Source organism: Mesorhizobium sp. WSM4810 (genome assembly GCF_055811235.1).
Window position 1 is genome coordinate 19,700 of record NZ_JBVVQV010000021.1, and the last position, 17,975, is coordinate 37,674.

17 protein-coding genes are annotated in these 17,975 nt (G+C 63.0%); 11 read left to right on the top strand and 6 right to left on the bottom strand.

Going from position 1 to position 17,975, the window contains the following annotated elements; all coding sequences use genetic code 11:
- The first annotated feature begins 86 nt into the window (after positions 1–86).
- The 8 genes from AC0L3O_RS25235 (at position 87) to AC0L3O_RS25270 (ending at position 9,016) form a co-directional block, all read left to right on the top strand.
- Entirely contained in the window at positions 87–1,397 is a 1,311-nt protein-coding gene (locus AC0L3O_RS25235) for an ABC transporter substrate-binding protein (RefSeq protein WP_473616934.1), read from the top strand.
- A 120-nt stretch (positions 1,398–1,517) separates the two neighbouring features.
- Entirely contained in the window at positions 1,518–2,390 is an 873-nt protein-coding gene (locus tag AC0L3O_RS25240; RefSeq protein ID WP_023801520.1) for a carbohydrate ABC transporter permease, read from the top strand.
- A gap of 11 nt (positions 2,391–2,401) precedes the next feature.
- Positions 2,402–3,226 carry a carbohydrate ABC transporter permease gene (locus AC0L3O_RS25245; protein WP_023801521.1) on the top strand — a complete coding sequence of 275 codons (825 nt, stop codon included), beginning with the start codon at positions 2,402–2,404 and terminating at the stop codon, positions 3,224–3,226.
- 50 nt (positions 3,227–3,276) lie between these two features.
- Positions 3,277–4,281: an ABC transporter ATP-binding protein gene (locus tag AC0L3O_RS25250; RefSeq protein WP_473534794.1), complete on the top strand. Its 1,005-nt coding sequence runs from the start codon at positions 3,277–3,279 to the stop codon at positions 4,279–4,281.
- On the top strand, positions 4,278–5,048 hold the full coding sequence (locus AC0L3O_RS25255; protein WP_473534795.1) for an L-iditol 2-dehydrogenase: 771 nt from the start codon (positions 4,278–4,280) through the stop codon (positions 5,046–5,048). The genes AC0L3O_RS25250 and AC0L3O_RS25255 overlap by 4 nt, the downstream gene beginning before the upstream one ends.
- Positions 5,049–5,230: 182 nt before the next feature.
- Positions 5,231–6,709, top strand: a complete 1,479-nt coding sequence (locus tag AC0L3O_RS25260) for a mannitol dehydrogenase family protein (protein ID WP_473616936.1) — start codon at positions 5,231–5,233, stop codon at positions 6,707–6,709.
- Between the two features lie 40 nt (positions 6,710–6,749).
- Positions 6,750–7,433 carry an HAD family hydrolase gene (locus AC0L3O_RS25265; protein ID WP_128170120.1) on the top strand — a complete coding sequence of 228 codons (684 nt, stop codon included), beginning with the start codon at positions 6,750–6,752 and terminating at the stop codon, positions 7,431–7,433.
- Complete coding sequence (locus tag AC0L3O_RS25270) at positions 7,430–9,016, top strand: FGGY-family carbohydrate kinase (RefSeq protein ID WP_287258857.1); 1,587 nt, start codon at positions 7,430–7,432, stop codon at positions 9,014–9,016. Before AC0L3O_RS25265 ends, AC0L3O_RS25270 begins: the two co-directional genes overlap by 4 nt.
- Positions 9,017–9,046: 30 nt before the next feature.
- Here AC0L3O_RS25270 and AC0L3O_RS25275 read toward each other — a convergent pair whose 3' ends face one another.
- Positions 9,047–9,625 carry a histidine phosphatase family protein gene (locus AC0L3O_RS25275; protein ID WP_287258855.1) on the bottom strand — a complete coding sequence of 193 codons (579 nt, stop codon included), beginning with the start codon at positions 9,623–9,625 and terminating at the stop codon, positions 9,047–9,049.
- 301 nt (positions 9,626–9,926) lie between these two features.
- Here AC0L3O_RS25275 and AC0L3O_RS25280 point away from each other — a divergent pair, with 301 nt between their 5' ends.
- Positions 9,927–11,330, top strand: coding sequence for an MATE family efflux transporter (locus AC0L3O_RS25280; RefSeq protein WP_128170123.1), 1,404 nt, complete (start codon positions 9,927–9,929; stop codon positions 11,328–11,330).
- Positions 11,331–11,371: 41 nt separating this feature from the next.
- Here AC0L3O_RS25280 and AC0L3O_RS25285 read toward each other — a convergent pair whose 3' ends face one another.
- The 5 genes from AC0L3O_RS25285 to speB all read right to left on the bottom strand — a co-directional run bounded on the left by AC0L3O_RS25285 (position 11,372) and on the right by speB (position 15,130).
- Positions 11,372–11,737: a hypothetical protein gene (locus tag AC0L3O_RS25285; protein WP_128170124.1), complete on the bottom strand. Its 366-nt coding sequence runs from the start codon at positions 11,735–11,737 to the stop codon at positions 11,372–11,374.
- Between the two features lie 111 nt (positions 11,738–11,848).
- On the bottom strand, positions 11,849–12,496 hold the full coding sequence (locus AC0L3O_RS25290; protein ID WP_287065849.1) for an amino acid ABC transporter permease: 648 nt from the start codon (positions 12,494–12,496) through the stop codon (positions 11,849–11,851).
- The gene (locus AC0L3O_RS25295) at positions 12,493–13,161 is read right to left on the bottom strand and encodes an amino acid ABC transporter permease (protein WP_023801531.1); all 669 of its coding nucleotides are present in this window, start codon (positions 13,159–13,161) and stop codon (positions 12,493–12,495) included. The genes AC0L3O_RS25290 and AC0L3O_RS25295 overlap by 4 nt, the downstream gene beginning before the upstream one ends.
- Before the next feature lie 21 nt (positions 13,162–13,182).
- Positions 13,183–13,980, bottom strand: coding sequence for a transporter substrate-binding domain-containing protein (locus AC0L3O_RS25300; RefSeq protein WP_473534799.1), 798 nt, complete (start codon positions 13,978–13,980; stop codon positions 13,183–13,185).
- An 88-nt stretch (positions 13,981–14,068) separates the two neighbouring features.
- The gene (speB, locus tag AC0L3O_RS25305; protein ID WP_473534800.1) at positions 14,069–15,130 is read right to left on the bottom strand and encodes an agmatinase; all 1,062 of its coding nucleotides are present in this window, start codon (positions 15,128–15,130) and stop codon (positions 14,069–14,071) included.
- 234 nt (positions 15,131–15,364) lie between these two features.
- On the opposite strand from speB, the gene gcvA reads away from it, so the two are divergent.
- Positions 15,365–16,339 (top strand): transcriptional regulator GcvA, encoded by a 975-nt coding sequence (gene gcvA / locus AC0L3O_RS25310; protein ID WP_473616937.1) that lies wholly within the window; start codon positions 15,365–15,367, stop codon positions 16,337–16,339.
- A 196-nt stretch (positions 16,340–16,535) separates the two neighbouring features.
- Positions 16,536–17,840 carry a nicotinate phosphoribosyltransferase gene (pncB, locus tag AC0L3O_RS25315; RefSeq protein ID WP_473534801.1) on the top strand — a complete coding sequence of 435 codons (1,305 nt, stop codon included), beginning with the start codon at positions 16,536–16,538 and terminating at the stop codon, positions 17,838–17,840.
- The last annotated feature ends 135 nt before the right edge of the window (positions 17,841–17,975 follow it).

Below are 17,975 nucleotides of genomic sequence, written 5' to 3' on the forward strand. Positions count from 1 at the left end.
GAATCCGGCTTGACATAAATCAGGCGAGGTGAGTAATTGCTCACAGCCAAAGCAAATGCTCAGCTTGGTCCATGGGAGGAATTTTGATGAAACTTCGCACGCTCACCCTGGGTCTGTTGTCGGCCAGCACCCTCGCGTTCGCCGCGCATGCCGAATCCATCACCATCGCCACCGTCAACAATGGCGATATGGTCCGCATGCAGACGCTGACCGACGATTTCACCGCCAAGAACCCTGATATCCAGCTCCAGTGGGTCACGCTCGAGGAGAACGTGCTGCGCGAGCGCGTCACCACCGACATCGCCACCAAGGGCGGCCAGTACGACGTGATGACCATCGGCACTTACGAAGTTCCGATCTGGGCAAAGCAGAGCTGGCTGCTGCCGCTCGACAAGCTCGGCGACGACTATGACGTCAAGGACATCATCCCGGCCATCGCTGGTGGCCTTTCGGTCGACGGCACGCTTTATGCAGCACCGTTCTATGGCGAAAGCTCGTTCGTCATGTACCGCAAGGACCTGATGGAGAAGGCCGGAATGACGATGCCCGACGCGCCGACCTGGGACTTCGTCAAGCAGGCCGCCGAGAAGATGACCGATCGCGCCAATGGCGTGAACGGCGTCTGCCTGCGCGGCAAGGCCGGCTGGGGCGAGAACATGGCCTTCCTGACCGCCATGTCGAACTCCTTCGGCGCACGCTGGTTCGATGAGAACTGGAAGCCGCAGTTCGACCAGCCCGAGTGGAAGAACACGCTGCAGTTCTATGTCGACCTGATGAAGGCCAATGGCCCGGAGGGCGCATCTTCGAACGGCTTCAACGAAAACCTGGCGCTGTTCCAGCAGGGCAAGTGCGGCATGTGGATAGACGCCACCGTCGCTGCCTCCTTCGTCTCCGACCCGAAGAACTCCACGGTCGCCGACAAGGTCGGTTATGCGCTGGCGCCCGACAATGGTCTGGGCAAGCGCGGCAACTGGCTGTGGGCGTGGTCGCTGGCCATTCCCGCCGGCACGCAAAAGGCTGACGCCGCCCAAAAGTTCGTATCCTGGGCAACCAGCAAGGCCTATCTCGAGCTCGTCGCATCGAAGGAAGGCTGGGCCAATGTTCCGCCGGGAACGCGCACCTCGCTCTACGCCAACCCCGAATACCAGAAGGCGGCGCCGTTCGCCAAGATGACGCTGGACTCGATCAACGCCGCCGATCCGACGCATCCGACCGTCAAGCCGGTGCCCTATGTCGGTGTCCAGTTCGTCGCCATCCCTGAGTTCCAGGGCCTTGGCACCACCGTCGGCCAGCTGTTCTCGGCCGCGCTCGCCGGCCAGACCAGCGTCGACGACGCTCTGAAGCAGGCCCAGGACGCCGCCACCGCAACGATGACCGAGGGCGGTTATATCCAGTAGGCTCCTCCCGGTGCCGAACGCCGGTTGCCCATCTTAACCGGCAGGGGCCGCCCGAATCCCAGTTCGGGCGGCCACCTTCAAACCCTGAAAAATTTGGCTGACCTTTGAAGGGTGACCGTCATGGCTACTCAGCAGACCCGTTCGCTTGCCCGCTTCATGATGGCGCCATCCGTGGTGCTGCTATTCGTCTGGATGATCGTGCCGCTGGCATTCACCCTGTGGTTCTCCTTCCAGCAGTACAATCCGCTCAACCCGATCCGCGACGGCTTCGTCGGCTTCTCGAATTACGCGCTTTTCTATTCCAATCCGGCATTCCTGCAGTCGATCCTCAACACGCTTATCCTCGTGGCCAGCGTGCTTTTGATCACGGTGATCGGCGGCATCCTGCTGGCGCTGCTGATCGATCAGCCGATGTGGGGACAGGGCATCGTCCGCATCCTCGTCATCTCGCCGTTCTTCGTCATGCCGCCAGTCGCCGCGCTGGTCTGGAAGAACATGATCATGCATCCGCAATACGGCGTCTTTGCCGACATTGCGCGTTTCTTCGGCGGGCAGCCGATCGACTGGTTTGGCCAATATCCGATGCTGGCGATCATCATCATCGTCGCCTGGCAATGGCTGCCGTTTGCGACATTGATCCTGTTGACGTCCCTGCAGTCACTCGACGGCGAGCAGAAGGAAGCCGCCGAGATGGACGGCGCCGGTTTTGTCAGCCGCTTCATCTATCTGACGCTGCCGCATATGTCGCGCGCCATCACCGTCGTCATCCTGATCCAGACGATCTTCCTTCTGTCGGTCTATGCCGAGATCCTCGTCACCACCAATGGCGGCCCGGGTTACGCCTCCACCAACCTGCCCTTCCTCGTCTACCAGAAGGCGTTGCTGGAGTTCAAAATCGGCCAGGCCTCCGCCGGCGGAATCATTGCCGTCATTTTAGCCAACATCGTCGCCTTCTTCGCCATGCGCGCGGTCGGCAAGAACCTGGACAGATAAGGGAGGAAACGATGGCACGTGCAGTCAGCACCCAGCACAAGACGATCGCGACCGCGGCCGCCTGGATCGTCGCCCTGCTGATCTTCTTCCCGATCCTCTACACGATCATCACCTCGTTCAAGTCGGAGCAGGAGGCCATCCAGGGCTTCAACCTGTTTCCGTCGGGAACCACCGAAAGCTACACCGCGGTCGAGGCGCAGAGCGGCTACTTCAAGTTCTTCCTCAACTCGGTGTTCCTGTCGGTCGGCTCGACCATCCTGGCCTTGCTCGTCGCCATACCGGCGGCCTGGTCGATGGCGTTCTCGCCGGGCAAGTGGACCAAGGACATCCTGATGTGGATGCTTTCCACCAAGATGATGCCGGCGGTTGCCGTGCTGTTCCCGATCTACCTGATCTTCCGCGATACCGGATTGCTCGACAGCCGCATCGGCCTGATGATCATGCTGATGCTGATCAATCTGCCGATCGTGGTGTGGATGCTCTACACCTATTTTCGCGAGATTCCCGGCGAGATCCTGGAAGCGGCGCGCATGGACGGCGCATCGCTCTGGAACGAGATCGTCTATGTGCTGACGCCGATGGCGGTGCCGGGCATTGCCTCGACGATGCTGCTCAACATCATCCTGGCATGGAACGAGGCGTTCTGGACGATCCGGCTGACCACCACCGAGGCCGCCCCGCTCACCGCCTTCATCAGTTCCTTCTCAAGCCCGCAAGGCCTGTTCTGGGCCAAGCTGTCGGCGGCCTCGACACTGGCGATCGCACCGATCCTGATCATGGGCTGGTTCAGCCAGAAGCAGCTGGTGCGCGGCCTGACCTTTGGCGCCGTGAAGTAACACCGCCGCAAGCGATGAACGACGGACAATAACCCCTCGGGGAGGAAACCATGGGAAACATCACGCTCAAGCACGTCTCCAAGTCGTTCGGGTCGACGGTCATCATTCCGGGCATCGACCTGGTCATCGAGAACGGCGAGTTCGTCGTCTTCGTCGGCCCGTCGGGCTGCGGCAAGTCCACGCTGCTGCGACTGATCGCCGGGCTGGAGGACACCACCGCCGGCACCATCAACATCGACGGCCGCGACGTCACCGGCGAGGCGCCGGCCAAGCGCAAGCTGGCCATGGTGTTCCAGTCCTATGCACTCTACCCGCACATGACGGTGGCCAAGAACATCGCCTTCCCGCTGAAGATGGCGGGCGAGGACCAGGCGACCATCGATCGGAAGGTCAAGGACGCGGCGCGCATCCTGAACCTCACCAACTATCTCGATCGCCGCCCCGGCCAGCTCTCCGGCGGTCAGCGCCAGCGCGTCGCCATCGGCCGCGCCATCGTACGCCAGCCATCGGCCTTCCTGTTCGACGAACCTTTGTCCAACCTCGACGCTGCGCTGCGCGGCACCATGCGGCTGGAAATCAGCGAACTGCATCATCAGCTCAAGACGACGATGATCTACGTCACCCACGACCAGGTCGAGGCGATGACCATGGCCGACAAGATCGTCGTGCTCAATGCAGGCAACATCGAACAGGTCGGCTCGCCGATGGAGCTCTACAAGACGCCGAAGAACCTGTTCGTCGCCGGCTTCATCGGTTCGCCCAGGATGAACCTGATCGAAGGCGCGCCGGCGGCCAAACATGGCGCCAAGACCGTCGGCATCCGTCCCGAGCATATGAACATCTCGACGACTTCAGGCGAATGGAAAGCCACGGTCGGTGTTGCCGAGCATCTCGGCTCCGACACGTTTCTGCACGTTCAAGCCGACAGTGTCGGGCCGCTGACGGTGCGCGCCGACGGCGAACTGGCCGCCCTTCACGGGGACACGATCTATCTGACGCCGGACCAGACCAAGCTGCACCGCTTCGGCGCCGACGGAAAGGCGATGATGCAATGAGGCTCAGGGGTAAATCGGCGCTGATCACCGGATCGGCGCGCGGCATCGGCAGGGCGTTCGCCGAAGCCTATGTTCGCGAGGGCGCCACCGTCGCCATCGGCGACATCAATCTCGAAGCTGCGGAAAAGGCCGCTTCGGAGATCGGCGCAAAAGCCTATGCGGTTAAGCTCGACGTCACCGACCTTGCTTCGATCGAGGCGGCGGTCAAAGCGGTCGAGACAAGGGCCGGCCGCCTGGACATTCTGATCAACAACGCCGCTCTGTTCGACCTGGCGCCGATCGTCGAGATCAGCAAGGCGAGCTACGACAGGCTGTTTTCCGTCAATGTCGCCGGCACGCTGTTCATGCTGCAGGCAGCCGCCCGCTCGATGATCGCGGCTGGCCGGGGCGGCAAGATCATCAACATGGCGAGCCAGGCCGGCCGCCGCGGCGAGGCGCTGGTTGCCGTCTATTGCGCCACCAAGGCAGCCGTCATCTCGCTCACCCAGTCGGCCGGCCTCGACCTGATCAAGCACCGCATCAACGTCAACGCCATCGCGCCCGGCGTCGTCGACGGCGAGCACTGGGACCATGTCGATGCTCTGTTCGCCAAATACGAAAACCGGCCGAAGGGCGAAAAGAAGCGGCTGGTCGGCGAGGCCGTGCCCTATGGCCGCATGGGCACGGCGCAAGACCTCACCGGCATGGCGGTGTTCCTGGCCAGCGACGACGCCGAATACATCGTCGCCCAGACCTACAATGTCGATGGCGGCCAGTGGATGAGTTGAACTTTCCTACTCCCTTGGGGGAGAAGGTGCCGAGTGAAACGAGGGTGGACGGGGGGTGTTCTGATGCAGCACTTCGTCCAGCACCCCTCAACCGTCTCGGCGCTGCGCGCCGATCCACCTTCTCCCACAAGGGGAGAAGGTCAGGCAGGCGCAGGCGCCGCAATGAGAAGGCGTTTGTTAAAATGACCGTAAAACTCTCATCGGCGGCACTGTCCCGCCTGCCGGAAAAAGTCGTCGGCCCGAAATACGATCGCGCCGCGCTCAGGGCCGGCGTCGTGCATTTCGGCGTCGGCAATTTCCATCGCTCGCACCAGGCCGTCTATCTCGACGACCTGTTCAATGCGGGCGTCGGCCACGACTGGGCAATTGTCGGCGCCGGCGTTTTTGAGGGCGAAAAGGTCGGCCGCGGCAAGTTGCAGGAACAGGACTGGCTGAGCACCGTGGTCGAGCAGGATTCTGGCCACATGAGCGCCCGCGTCACCGGTGTCATGATCGACTTCCTGATGCCGGGCGACGCGGCCGCGATCATAGAGCGGCTTGCCGACCCGGCGATAAGGATTGTTTCGCTGACCATAACCGAGGGCGGCTATTTCATCGATCCGGCGTCGGGCGTGTTCAACCCGACCCATCCCGACATTGTCGCCGATGCCGACTCGGGGGCGACGCCCAAAACCGTGTTCGGCATCATTCTTGCAGGGCTGATGCGCCGCCGCGACGACGGCATCGTGCCGTTCACGATCATGTCCTGCGACAACATTCCCCACAACGGCCATGTCACCGCCGATGGCGTCATCGGTCTCGCCCGTCTGATCGACGAGGATTTGGCGACCTGGGTGCGCGAGAAAGTCGCCTTTCCCAACGGCATGGTCGACCGCATCACGCCGGCCACCACCGACCGTGAGCGCGGCATTCTGTCGAGCGAGTTCGGGCTCGACGACAACTGGCCGGTGTTTTGCGAGCCGTTCAGGCAATGGGTGCTGGAGGACCATTTCACCGACGGCCGCCCGCCGCTGGAAAAGGTCGGCGTGCAGTTCGTCAGCGATGTCGCGCCCTACGAGCTGATGAAGATCCGCATCCTCAATGGCGGCCATGCGACCATCGCCTATCCCGCCGGGCTGATGGACATCCATTTCGTCCATGAGGCCATGCAGGAGCCGCTGGTGCGCGGCTTTCTCGACAGGCTGGAGCACGACGAGATCATCCCGACCGTGCCGCCGGTGCCGGACACCGTGCTGGAGGATTATTATCAGCTCATCGAGCACCGCTTCTCCAACCCGAAGATCGGCGACACCATTCGCAGGCTTTGCCTCGACGGCTCCAACCGGCAGCCGAAATTCATCATCCCGACCATCGCCGACCGGCTGAAGGCCGGCAAGGGCGTCGCCGGCCTGGCGCTGGAATCGGCGCTCTGGTGCCGCTATTGCTTCGGCACCACGGATTCAGGCGCGGTCATCGAGCCCAATGATCCAAGCTGGGACCGGCTGCAGACGACCGCCAGGGCGGCAAAGGCTGCGCCTGCCGCCTGGCTGGCCATGGAGGACATCTATGGCGAGGTCGGCCGCTCGACGCCGTTCGTTGAAGCCTTTGCCAAGGCGCTCGAGGCGCTCTGGGCCGATGGCGCACGTACGACGCTGACGCGCTACCTCGCCGGCAACCTCTAAGATCGGCTCAATGCATGTCCCCGCCGATGAGGGCCCTGCAATGACGCCTGACCTGGTCATTTTCGACTGCGACGGCGTGCTGGTCGACAGCGAGGGGCTGTCCGTTTCGGCGCTGCTTAGCATGATCACGCTTGCCGGCGGCAGTGTCAGCGAGGATGCCGCCTATGAGCATTTCCTCGGCAAAAGCATGAAAAGCGTTCGCGAAATCCTCGGTCGCGACTTCGGACTTGATATCACCAACCAGCACCTGAGCGAGATGCGCGTCGGGCTGATGCGCAAGTTTCGCGACGAGCTGAAGCCGATCCCCGGCATCGGCCAGGTTCTGCCGAAGCTTACCGTGCCATGCTGCGTTGCTTCCTCCGGCACGCTGAATCGCATCCGCTATGCGCTCGACGTCACCGGGCTGCTCGGGCTGCTCGAGCCGCATCTGTTCAGCGCCGCCATGGTGGCGCGGGGCAAGCCGGCGCCGGACCTTTTTCTCCACGCAGCCGCCAAAATGGGAGCGATCCCGCAGAATTGCGTCGTCGTCGAGGACAGCCCCGTCGGCGTCGCCGCGGCACGAGCGGCGGGAATGCGCGTCCTCGCCTTCACCGGCGGCTCGCATGCCGGCAATCCGGCACTGAAAGCGCGGCTTGCGTCGAGTGAGCCGGACTTTATATTCGCTGACATGCTGCAATTGCCCGATCTGATTGCAGGCCTGGGAGCGAGAGCAAGAACATCTTGACGAACAGTTTCGTTTGCGCGGTCGATGTCGGCACCGGGAGCGCCCGTGCGGGCATTCTCGACACCGGAGGCACCTTGCTCGGTCGCGCCGAGCATCCGATCGTCATGAACCGGCCGAAGGCCGATCATGCCGAGCACGATTCGCAGGATATCTGGTCGGCGGTCTGCATTGCGGTACGCGCCGCCCGCGAAAAAGCCGGCATGGCAGCGCAGGATATCGTCGGCATCTCCTTCGACGCCACCTGCTCGCTGGTGGTGCGCGGCAGGGATGGTGGCCAGCTCAGCGTCTCGGTGTCAGGCGAAAGGCGCTGGGACACCATCGTCTGGCTCGATCACCGCGCCATTGCCGAGGCCGATGAATGCACCGAAAGCGGCCATGCCGTGCTCGACTACATCGGCGGCGTCATGTCGCCGGAAATGGAGACGCCGAAGCTGATGTGGCTGAAGCGCAACCTGCCCGGAACATGGAACGAAGCCGGTTATCTATTCGACCTCGCCGACTTTCTCAGTTGGAAGGCAACCGGTTCGCTTGCCCGCTCGCAATGCACGCTAACCGCCAAATGGACCTATCTGGCGCATCAAGAGACCGGCTGGCGGCGCGACTTCTTCAAAGCCGTCGGGCTCGGCGATCTTTTCGAGCATGGCAATCTGCCTGACAAGGCCAGCCCGGTGGGCGCCGATATCGGCCGGCTGAGCGCGCAAGCCGCAGCCGAGCTTGGCCTGACCGAACAATGCCGGGTCGGCGCCGGCGTCATCGACGCCTATGCCGGCGCGCTCGGCGTGCTCGGCGGCTTCGCCGGCGACGAAACCAACATCGGCCGGCATCTGGCGCTGATCGCCGGCACTTCGAGCTGCGTCATGGCGATGTCCGCCGACCCGCAGCCCTTTGCCGGTGTCTGGGGCCCGTATTATGGCGCGGCGCTTCCCCGGCTTTGGCTGTCGGAAGGCGGACAGTCGGCCACCGGCGCGCTGCTCGATCACATCATCCGCTGGCACGGCGCCGGCGGCGAGCCGGACGCCGCCATGCACGCCAGGATTGCCCGGCGCGTTGTCGAGTTGCGTGCCATAGAGGGCGAAAATCTGGCCGGAAGGCTGCATGTGCTGCCGGATTTCCACGGCAACCGCTCGCCACTCGCCGACCCGCATGCCGTCGGCGTCATCAGCGGGCTGACGCTGGATTCCTCCTTCGACAGCCTGTGCAAGCTGTATTGGCGCACCGCCGTCAGCATTGCGCTGGGCGTGCGCCATGTGCTGGAAGCCCTGAACGAGAACGGCTATCTGATCGACACGCTGCATGTTACCGGCGGTCACACCAAGAACCCGCTGCTGATGGAGCTTTATGCCGACGCCACCGGCTGCACGGTGGTCGAGCCGCTGGCCGATGAGGCGGTGCTGCTCGGCACCGGCATGATCGCCGCCACCGCCGCCGGGCTTTTCCCCGATTTGAACGCCGCCTGCGTCGCCATGCAGCAAGGCGGCAAGACGCGAGAGCCCAATTCGGCGGCCGCCGGCCGGTTCGACCGCGACTACCGCGTGTTTTTGGAGATGCACCGGCAGCGGCAGGCGCTGGACGCGATCAGGTAGGCGCGGCGCGAACAACCTGCAATGCGTCTGCTATCTCTGGTTCCATCGCCGGATAATTGGCTCGCCAAGGTCGTGCTCGTAGCCGAGCACGCTTGTGCTGGCGGTATCCAGCACGAACAAGGCGCCATCTTGCGGCGGCAGGCCGAGCCAGCGCGCCGTCAGCACCCGCAGGAAATGCGAGCTTGAGAACACCAGGACATTGCCGTTGACGTCACGCAGCTCGTCGACGATCCGATCCGCCCTCGCGCCGACATCCTCTGCCGCCTCGCCATCAGGGCAGCCGTCGCGAAACAGACGCCAGCCGGGACGCTCGATGAGGATCTGCTTCGTGGTCAGTCCCTCGTAGGCGCCGTAATCCCATTCCGCCAGGTCGGCCTTCTTCACGCCGGCCGAACCGAAGCCGGCCAGCGTACAGGTCTTGAAGGCGCGCTGCGACGGGCTCGACCAGACAGCCTGGAACGAAAGGCCATGCAGCCGCTCGGTAAGCCCCCGAGCGGCCGCCTCGCCGGCAGGCGTCAGCGGTATGTCGGTCCGCCCGGTGTGCTTTCCGGAGGCGCTCCATTCCGTCTCGCCATGCCGGACCAGGTAGATTTCGGGAAACGCGCTCATCCGCATGCCTTTCGATGGATCTAATATGATGCTGCTCTTCAGGTCAGTCAGCTACGCAACCATAGCGGCTTCTTCGCTCTCTCCAAACAGGCGGGCCAAGCAGGCGGGCCAAACAGGCGGGAATGAGACTGTACGGCTTACTGGCTTAACTCTTCTCCGGAGTCAGCCTCTTGCCACAGCTGGCCATTTCGTAGACAAGCCGGGCTGTTAATGCGGAATCCGGGCCGATCACGGCCATTTTCCGCACTGAGACGCGGCTTCCGGTGTTTGCCGACGCGCCGCAAATCGGATAGGCGAAAAAATGTCTGCGATCGAAGCCGGCGCGCGCGCGCCGGAAAATCTTTGGCGTCGGGAAATCAAGGCGACGCTGGCGCTCGCCTGGCCGATGGTGCTCACCAATCTCGGCCAGACCGCGATGACCGCCACCGACGTCATGATGATGGGGCGGCTGGGTCCGGACACGCTGGCCAGCGGCGCGCTGGGCGCCAACCTCTATTTCATGCCGCTGATCTTCGGGCTCGGCCTGATGCTGGCGACCTCGCCGATGATCGCCACTGAGCTCGGCCGCCGTCGTCACTCCGTGCGCGATCTGCGCCGCACCGTGCGGCAGGGCCTGTGGCTGGCGATCCTTATCTCAGTCCCAATCTGGATATTTCTCTGGTACGGCGAGGCCGTGTTGCTGGCCATGGGTCAGGAACCGGCGCTGGCGCATCAGGCCGGCATCTATCTGCGCTGGCTCGAATGGGCGGTGCTGCCCTTCTACGGCTATATCGTCCTGCGCTCGTTTATCTCGGCGCTGGAGCGGCCGGGTTGGGCGCTGGTCATCGTCTTCGTTGCCGTCGCCTGCAATGTCTTCTTCAACTGGGTATTCATGTTCGGCAATCTCGGCGCCCCTTCGATGGGCATCACCGGCTCCGGCCTCGCCACCACGCTGTCCAGCACGCTGATGTTTGTCGGCATGGCGGCGGTGGTGATGCTTGAGCCGAAGTTCCGGCGTTATCAGCTGTTCGGGCGGTTCTGGCGGGCCGACTGGCCGCGCTTCAAGGGCCTGCTGCGGCTCGGCCTGCCGATCGCCGGCCTGCTTGCCTTCGAGGTGACGATCTTCAACGCGGCGGCCCTTCTCATGGGCCTGATCGACGCCGCCTCGCTCGCGGCGCATGCGATCGCCATCCAGATCGCCTCGATCAGCTTCATGGTGCCGCTCGGCCTCAACCAGGCGGCGACGGTGCGCGTCGGGCTCGCCCATGGCGCCGGCAATCCGGAAGGTGTTTCCCGCGCCGGCTGGACCGCCTTTGTCATCGGCGTCTCGTTCATGGCGCTGATGGGGCTGGTGATGATCCTGTGGCCGCAACTGCTGATCAGTGCCTTCATCGATCTCGGCGACCCGGCCAATGCCACTGTGATCGGGCTTGCCGTGTCGTTCCTGGCCTTTGCCGCGCTGTTCCAAATTTTCGACGGTGCACAGGCCGTGGCCGCCGGCATGCTGCGCGGCCTGCACGACACCCAGGTGCCGATGATCTATGCCGCGATCGGCTATTGGGGCATCGGCCTGCCGCTCGGCGTGCTGCTTGCCTTCCATTCCGGGCTCGACGGCGTCGGCATCTGGATCGGCCTGTCGTTGGGGCTGGCGGTGGTGGCGGCGCTGCTCCTGGCGCGCTGGCTGCGGCGCGACAAGATCGCGCCGCCGCTCTCCTTTGGGCATTGATGAAAGCGGCTTCGTGACGAAGCAGGACGGGGTCGTGACGTCTATGGATATTTCGTCTGATTGGCGCTCGCGGCCTGAGGGCTTAGATTGCTTTGCAACTCCTTTGGCAGTGGAAGACTTGAGCACCGCAGGTGCACCGCGCGGGCGAACAATTTTCGTTGCTTCTGCTGGTGCTCCTTGATGGCTGCTGCGAGCCCTAATCCGTACGGGCCAAGAAAGACGCCGGTTCCCCAGCCCGGCTGCTTTTTTTCGCGAGCGTCGTAGTCCGAAGCCTCCATGCGGGCTTGCTGGCATTCCGGCGACGCCCATTTCCGGTCTTGCTTCGAAAGCGACGCTCCATAGTCGACCGGAGAGGTCGCGCACCCGGCTACTGTCGCGGCCAACGCGACCAACATTGCAATTCTCATCCCCAAGCCTTCCTAACGCATGTGGAGAGTACACAGAACTCTTCTTCCAACAAGGAGATAGCTCCGAAGAAGCGAAGAAGGTGTTCGAACGCCAAGCGCAGAGGCGGCTTGCTAGTTTGAAGTCGCCCGTCGTTCAAGCGAGCGTGCATATTGCGTCAGCGGGAAGCACATGACGAAGAAGATCAAGGCGACCAGCCCATAGACGGTGAACGGCTCGAAGGTCGCATTGTTGATCGCGTTGGATGTCCTGACCAGTTCCTCGAAACCGATGATCGAGGTCAGCGCGGTCGACTTGATCAGTTGCACCAGAAAACCGACGGTCGGGGCACGGGTGATCGAAAACGCTTGCGGCAGGATGATCAGCCTCAGTTCCTGCAGATAGTGAAGGCCGAGACTGGCGCCGGCGTCCCACTGGCCGCGCGGCAGCGCATCGACGCCGCCGCGCCAGATCTCGGCGAGATAGGCGCTGGCGAAGAAGGTCAGGCCAAGCGCTGCAGCGGTCCACGGCTCGATACGCAAGCCCAGCATCGGCAGGCCGAAGAACATCAGGAAGAGTTGCATGAGTAGCGGCGTTCCCTGGAAGAGCGCGATGTAGCCCGAAGCAACTCGCCGGCTCCATTTGTTCTTGGCGATCCTGAGAAACAGCACGACCATGCCAACCACGCCGCCGCCGACGAAAGCCGCCAGCGACAAAAGCACCGTCCAGCGCGCGGCGAGCAGAAGGTTGCGGACGATATCCCAGAAGGTAAATTCGATCATGACACGCCGGCTCCCAGAGCGCGGCGGCCGCCGCTGACCAGCAGCCGGCGCAGCCCCATCGACAGGACGAGATAGACCATCGTCACCACGAAATAGGTCTCGAAAGCACGGAAGGTGCGCGCCTGCAGCATGTCGGCCTCGTAGGTCAGTTCGCGCACCGCGATCTGCGACACCACGGCGGACTCCAGCATCATGATGATGATCTGGCTGGTCAGCGCCGGAAAGATCACCTTGAGCGCTTGCGGCAGCACGATCTTGACGAAGACCTGACGCAGCCTGAGCCCAAGCGCAAGGGCTGCTTCCGTCTGCCCGCGCGGCACCGCGTCGAGCCCGGCGCCGACGATCTCGATCGTGTAGGCCGCCATGTTGAGCGTCATTGCCAGCATGGCGGCCAGCAGCGGATCGAGCCTCACGCCGATGCTGGGCAACCCGAAGAAGATGAAGAACAGCTGCACAAGGAACGGCGTGTTCCTGATAATTTCGACATAGACGCCGATTGCCCGCTTGAGCAGCAAGGGGCCGTTTCGCCGCCCTGCTGCGCCGAGGATGCTGAGGAACGTTCCCGCCAGCGTGGTCACGGCGATCAAAAGGATCGTCATGGCCGCCCCGCGCGCGATCGCACCTGTCGCATCGGCAAGCCAGCCGAAGTCGAGGCTGTAGCCCATGATAGGTCCTTACCCCGGAGATCAATCCTTGAGGTTGTCGGGATTGAGCGGTGTTTTGAGCCAGGCTTTCGAGCTTTCGTCCAGCTTGCCGTCGGCCAGCATCTTGGCGACCGCGTCGTTGACCGCCTGCTTCAGGCGGTCCTCGTTCTTGTTGAGGCCGATATGTGAGGGCGAGGTGAGAAGCTGGAACTTCTGCTCCGGCTTCAGTGCCTCCTGGCGGGCGAGCACCTGGGCGCCGACATCGTTGCCGACGACCATCAGTTGGGTCTGACCCGAGATGAAGGCCTGGATGACGGAATTATAGTTGTCGAAACGGCGGATGTCGGCCGAGGCGGGTGCTGCCTCGGTCAGTGACGTATCTTCCAGCGTGCCGCGGTTGACGGCGATCGACTTGTCGGCGAGATCGTCCTTGCCTTCGACCTTGAGCGCGGCCGGGCCGATGACGGCGATATAATAGGGCGCGTAGGCGGAGGCGAAATCGATCACCTGCTCGCGCTCCTTGGAGTAGCCGACGCTCATCAGGATATCGACGCGCTTGTCGGTAAGATACGGGATGCGGTTCTGCCCGGTCACGCTGACCAAGTTGAGCTTGACCTTGAGCTGGTCGGCGATGAACTGCGCCACGTCGATGTCATAGCCCTTGATGCTCATATCGGCACTGGCCGAGGAGAAGGGCGGAAAGTCGGAGAAAATGCCGACATTGATCGCGCCGGCCTTAGTGATGTCGTCGAGCGCGTCGGCATTGGCGGCCTGGGTGGCGAGACCGAGGCCGGCGAGCAGCAGCACGCCGGCGATGGATGATTTCATGTGAAATGTCATTGTCGTTCCCCTGCTGGAAGCTTGTTTTGTTTGAATGCGGCCGCCGGCTCCAGCGCGGCGCTCGCCTTGGAAGTTTTTGCCTGATGCGTCAGGCTCGCTTGCCTGAGAGCGCCGGGCTGAACACCATCAGGCTGAGGATCTCGAACAGCACCTGCGCGCCGGCATGGGCCGTGTTGGTGGTTGCGTCGTATTGCGGCGCCACCTCGACGACGTCGCCGCCGACGATGTTGAGCCCTTTGAGGCCGCGCAAAAGTTCAAGCACTTCCCGCGTAGTGAGCCCGCCTACTTCCGGCGTGCCGGTGCCCGGCGCAAAGGCCGGGTCGATGCTGTCGATATCGAAGGACACATAGGTCGGGCCATCGCCAACGATCTGGCGCGCCTTCGCGATGATGGCGGGCATGCCGAGGCCGGTCACCTCTTCGGCATGCACGACGGTCATGCCGGATTCGTAGGTGAACTCCCACAGATACTCGGCCGAGCCGCGGATACCGATCTGGATTGTGCGCGACGGATCCAGCACCCCGTCCAGCACCGCGTTGCGGAACGGCCCGCCATGGTGGAACTTGGTCATGTCGAACAGGCCGCTGGTGTCGCAATGGGCGTCGATGTGGATCATGCCGACCGGCGCCTTTTTGCCGACAGCCTTCAGGATCGGGTGGCTGATCGAGTGATCGCCGCCGACCGAAAGCGGAATGACGCCGGCGTCGACGATCTGGTTCGTCCGGCGCTCGATGTCGTCATGGCTGGTCTCCAGCCGGTAGCGGCTCTGGAACGGCACGTCGCCGATGTCGGCCACCTTCAGTTCGTGTGTCGGCGCGCATTCCAGCACGTGGTTGTAGGGACCGATGCGCTCGATTGCGCGCAGCGCCCTTGGCCCGAAGCGGGCGCCCGGCCGGTTGGTCACGCCAAGGTCCATCGGCACGCCGATCATCGCCACCTGCAGATCGCCGAAATCAGGATTGTCGGCGGCGATTTCCCGGTAGGGAGCGGTGAGGAAGGTCGGAATGCCGGAATAGGGCGCCAGCCGTGTGCCGCTCTTGGAAAAGATCTTGTCGGCGACACGCCGGAATTTCGGGTCGAACATCTCGCCGCCATGGCTTTCGCCATATTTGCGGCGCAACGCTTCGAGCTTGCCGCTGTTATAACCCATGTCCGTCCTCCATGGCTGGTGCGGAGCGGCCATCAATGACGGTCGCAATCCTGCCGGCTGCCTGCGGATTTCACGTCTTGATGCTGTTCGATCCAAAGTGTCTTGCAGCTGCATTGAAAAATCAATTGATATTGTTAGGGCCTTTGCTGTGAGAAAATCTCACATTAATGTCGAGCACGATCTTATCCGAAAACGGGGTCCCACTTCTGGGGATCGTGCTCCTTTGAGGCTCCGATGGCCAAGCGTCTGCCTCCCCTGAATCCATTGCGGGCCTTCGAGGCGACGGCGCGCCATGCCTCGCTGACCAAGGCGGCGGCTGAGCTCAACGTCACCCACGGCGCCGTCAGCCATCAGATCAAGGCGCTCGAACAGTCGCTGGGCGTCAAGCTGTTCGAGCGCGCCGGTCAGCGGGTGAAGCTGACGCCGCACGGCGCCGAATTGCTGCCGGCGGTGTCGACCGCCTTCGACGGCATCGCCGCCGCCACGCAGCGCATGACAAGGCCGGCGAGCACCGGCGCCCTGTCGGTCTCCTGCGTGCCGGCACTGCTGCTGCTGTGGATGATCCCGCGGCTCGGCAGCTTCACCTCGCAGTATCCCGATATCAGGCTGACGCTGATCCCGTCGAATGATGCCAAGGACGTCCGCGCGCCGCATATCGATATCTGCGTGCATTATGGCGATGGCAGCTGGACCGATTGCTGGATGCGCAAATGGTCGGGTCTCGAACTGTTCCCGGTGGTCAGCCCGACGCTGATCAACAACCGTCCGATCCGCACCGTGCGCGACCTTGCCGATCACGTCTTCCTGCACGGCGACGACGGCCGCGAATGGCACACCTGGCTGGCTGCTGCCGATGCGCTGGATCTGGAGCGCGGCCGCCGCCACCATCTTGGCGACGCGCGCATGGCGAGCGAGGCGGCGGTCCACGGCCATGGCGTGGCGCTGGGCGATACGGTGACGGCAAGCGGACTGCTTGCCAGGGGACTGCTGGTCGCGCCGTTCAGCCTGTCGGTGCCGGCGGTCGACGATTTCTATGTCGTCTGCCGCAACGAGATGAGGTCGGCGCCGATCGTGCAGCTGTTCATCGACTGGCTGTTTGCCGAAAAGGAGCAGGCCGACAGCCGCGCCGATGCGCCGGTGGCGGGCCGCATCGGCATCCGTAGGAAGCGTCCGGCGCTGAGAGTGATCGGCGCCAAGACCGCGCCCTGAGGCTGCAGCAGCCGAAGCAGCGCGCTTGCCGCAGCGTTTTCTTTTTGTCGGACCAGCCCGCAAAGCGGGAGGCGCATTCAAAAATTCAATGCTAAGAGGCATTTGGAGCAATTCCAGGAAAAGTGCGCAGCGGTTTTCCGTCCGGAAATTGCGCTAAATGAAAAGCTAGAGCGAGCAGTGAAGGCGGCATCGAGACATGACCAAGACCGATATTGCGCGGCGCGTCTACAACCACACCTGGAAGCTCGACCCGATTGTCCGCAGCCTGCTCGACACCGATTTCTACAAGCTGCTGATGCTGCAGATGATCTGGGGCATGTATCCCAAGATCGACACCACCTTCTCGCTGATCAACCGCACCACCTCGGTTCGCCTTGCCGAGGAGATCGACGAAGCAGAACTGCGCGATCAGCTCGACCATGCCCGCACCTTGCGCTTCTCCAAGAAAGAGATGATCTGGCTTGGCGGCAACACCTTCTATGGCCGCAAGCAGATTTTTGAACCGGAATTCCTCGCCTGGCTCGAGAATTTCCAGTTGCCGGAATACGAGCTTTCCAAGCGCGATGGCCAGTACGAGCTCACGTTCAGCGGTCCGTGGATGTACACGACGCTGTGGGAGATCCCGGCGCTGGCCATTATCAATGAACTTCGATCTCGCGCCGCCATGCGGGCGTTCGGGCCCTTTGCGCTCGACGTGCTCTATGCTCGCGCCAAGGCCAAGATGTGGGCCAAGACCGAGCGGCTGAAAGCGCTGCCCGACATCCGCATTTCGGATTTCGGCACCCGCCGCCGCCATTCCTTCCTGTGGCAGCGCTGGTGCGTCGAAGCGCTCAAGGAAGGCATCGGCGAGGCGTTCACCGGCACCTCCAACGTGCTTTTGGCCATGGACAACGACCTCGAGGCGCTCGGCACCAACGCGCATGAACTGCCGATGGTGTTCGCCGCGCTCGCCAATTCGGAAAGGGAAATGAAGCAGTCGCCCTACAAGGTGCTGCAGGACTGGCAGCGCTACTATGGCGGCAATCTGCTGATCGTGCTGCCGGACACGTTTGGCACCGCGGCGTTCCTGCGTGACGCGCCGGACTGGATCGCCGACTGGACCGGTTTTCGCCCCGACAGCGCGCCGCCGATCGAAGGCGGCGAGAAGATCCTTTCCTGGTGGCGCGGAAAGGGCAAGGACCCCGGGCAGAAGCTGCTGATTTTCTCCGACGGGCTCGAGGTCGAGACCATCGAGGAAACCTACCGCCATTTCCACGGCAAGGTGCGCATGTCCTTCGGCTGGGGCACCAACCTGACCAATGATTTCGAGGGCTGCGCGCCGACCGATACCAACCGGCTCGACGCCATCTCACTGGTCTGCAAGGTCACCGAAGCCAATGGCCGCCCGGCGGTCAAGCTCTCCGACAATCCCGCCAAAGCCACCGGCGACGAAAAAGAGATCGAGCGCTATTTGCGCATATTTGGCGAGAAAGACCGCGTGGAGCAGCTGGTCAAGGTGTGAGGGGTGAGGGAACTCTTGGATAATTCGAGTTCCTTCGCGCCCCCCTCTGTCCTGCCGGACATCTCCCCCACGAGGGGGGAGATTGGCCGTCATCTACACCTTCGCCAATCTCCAACGTCGCATGGAAGGCGCCGT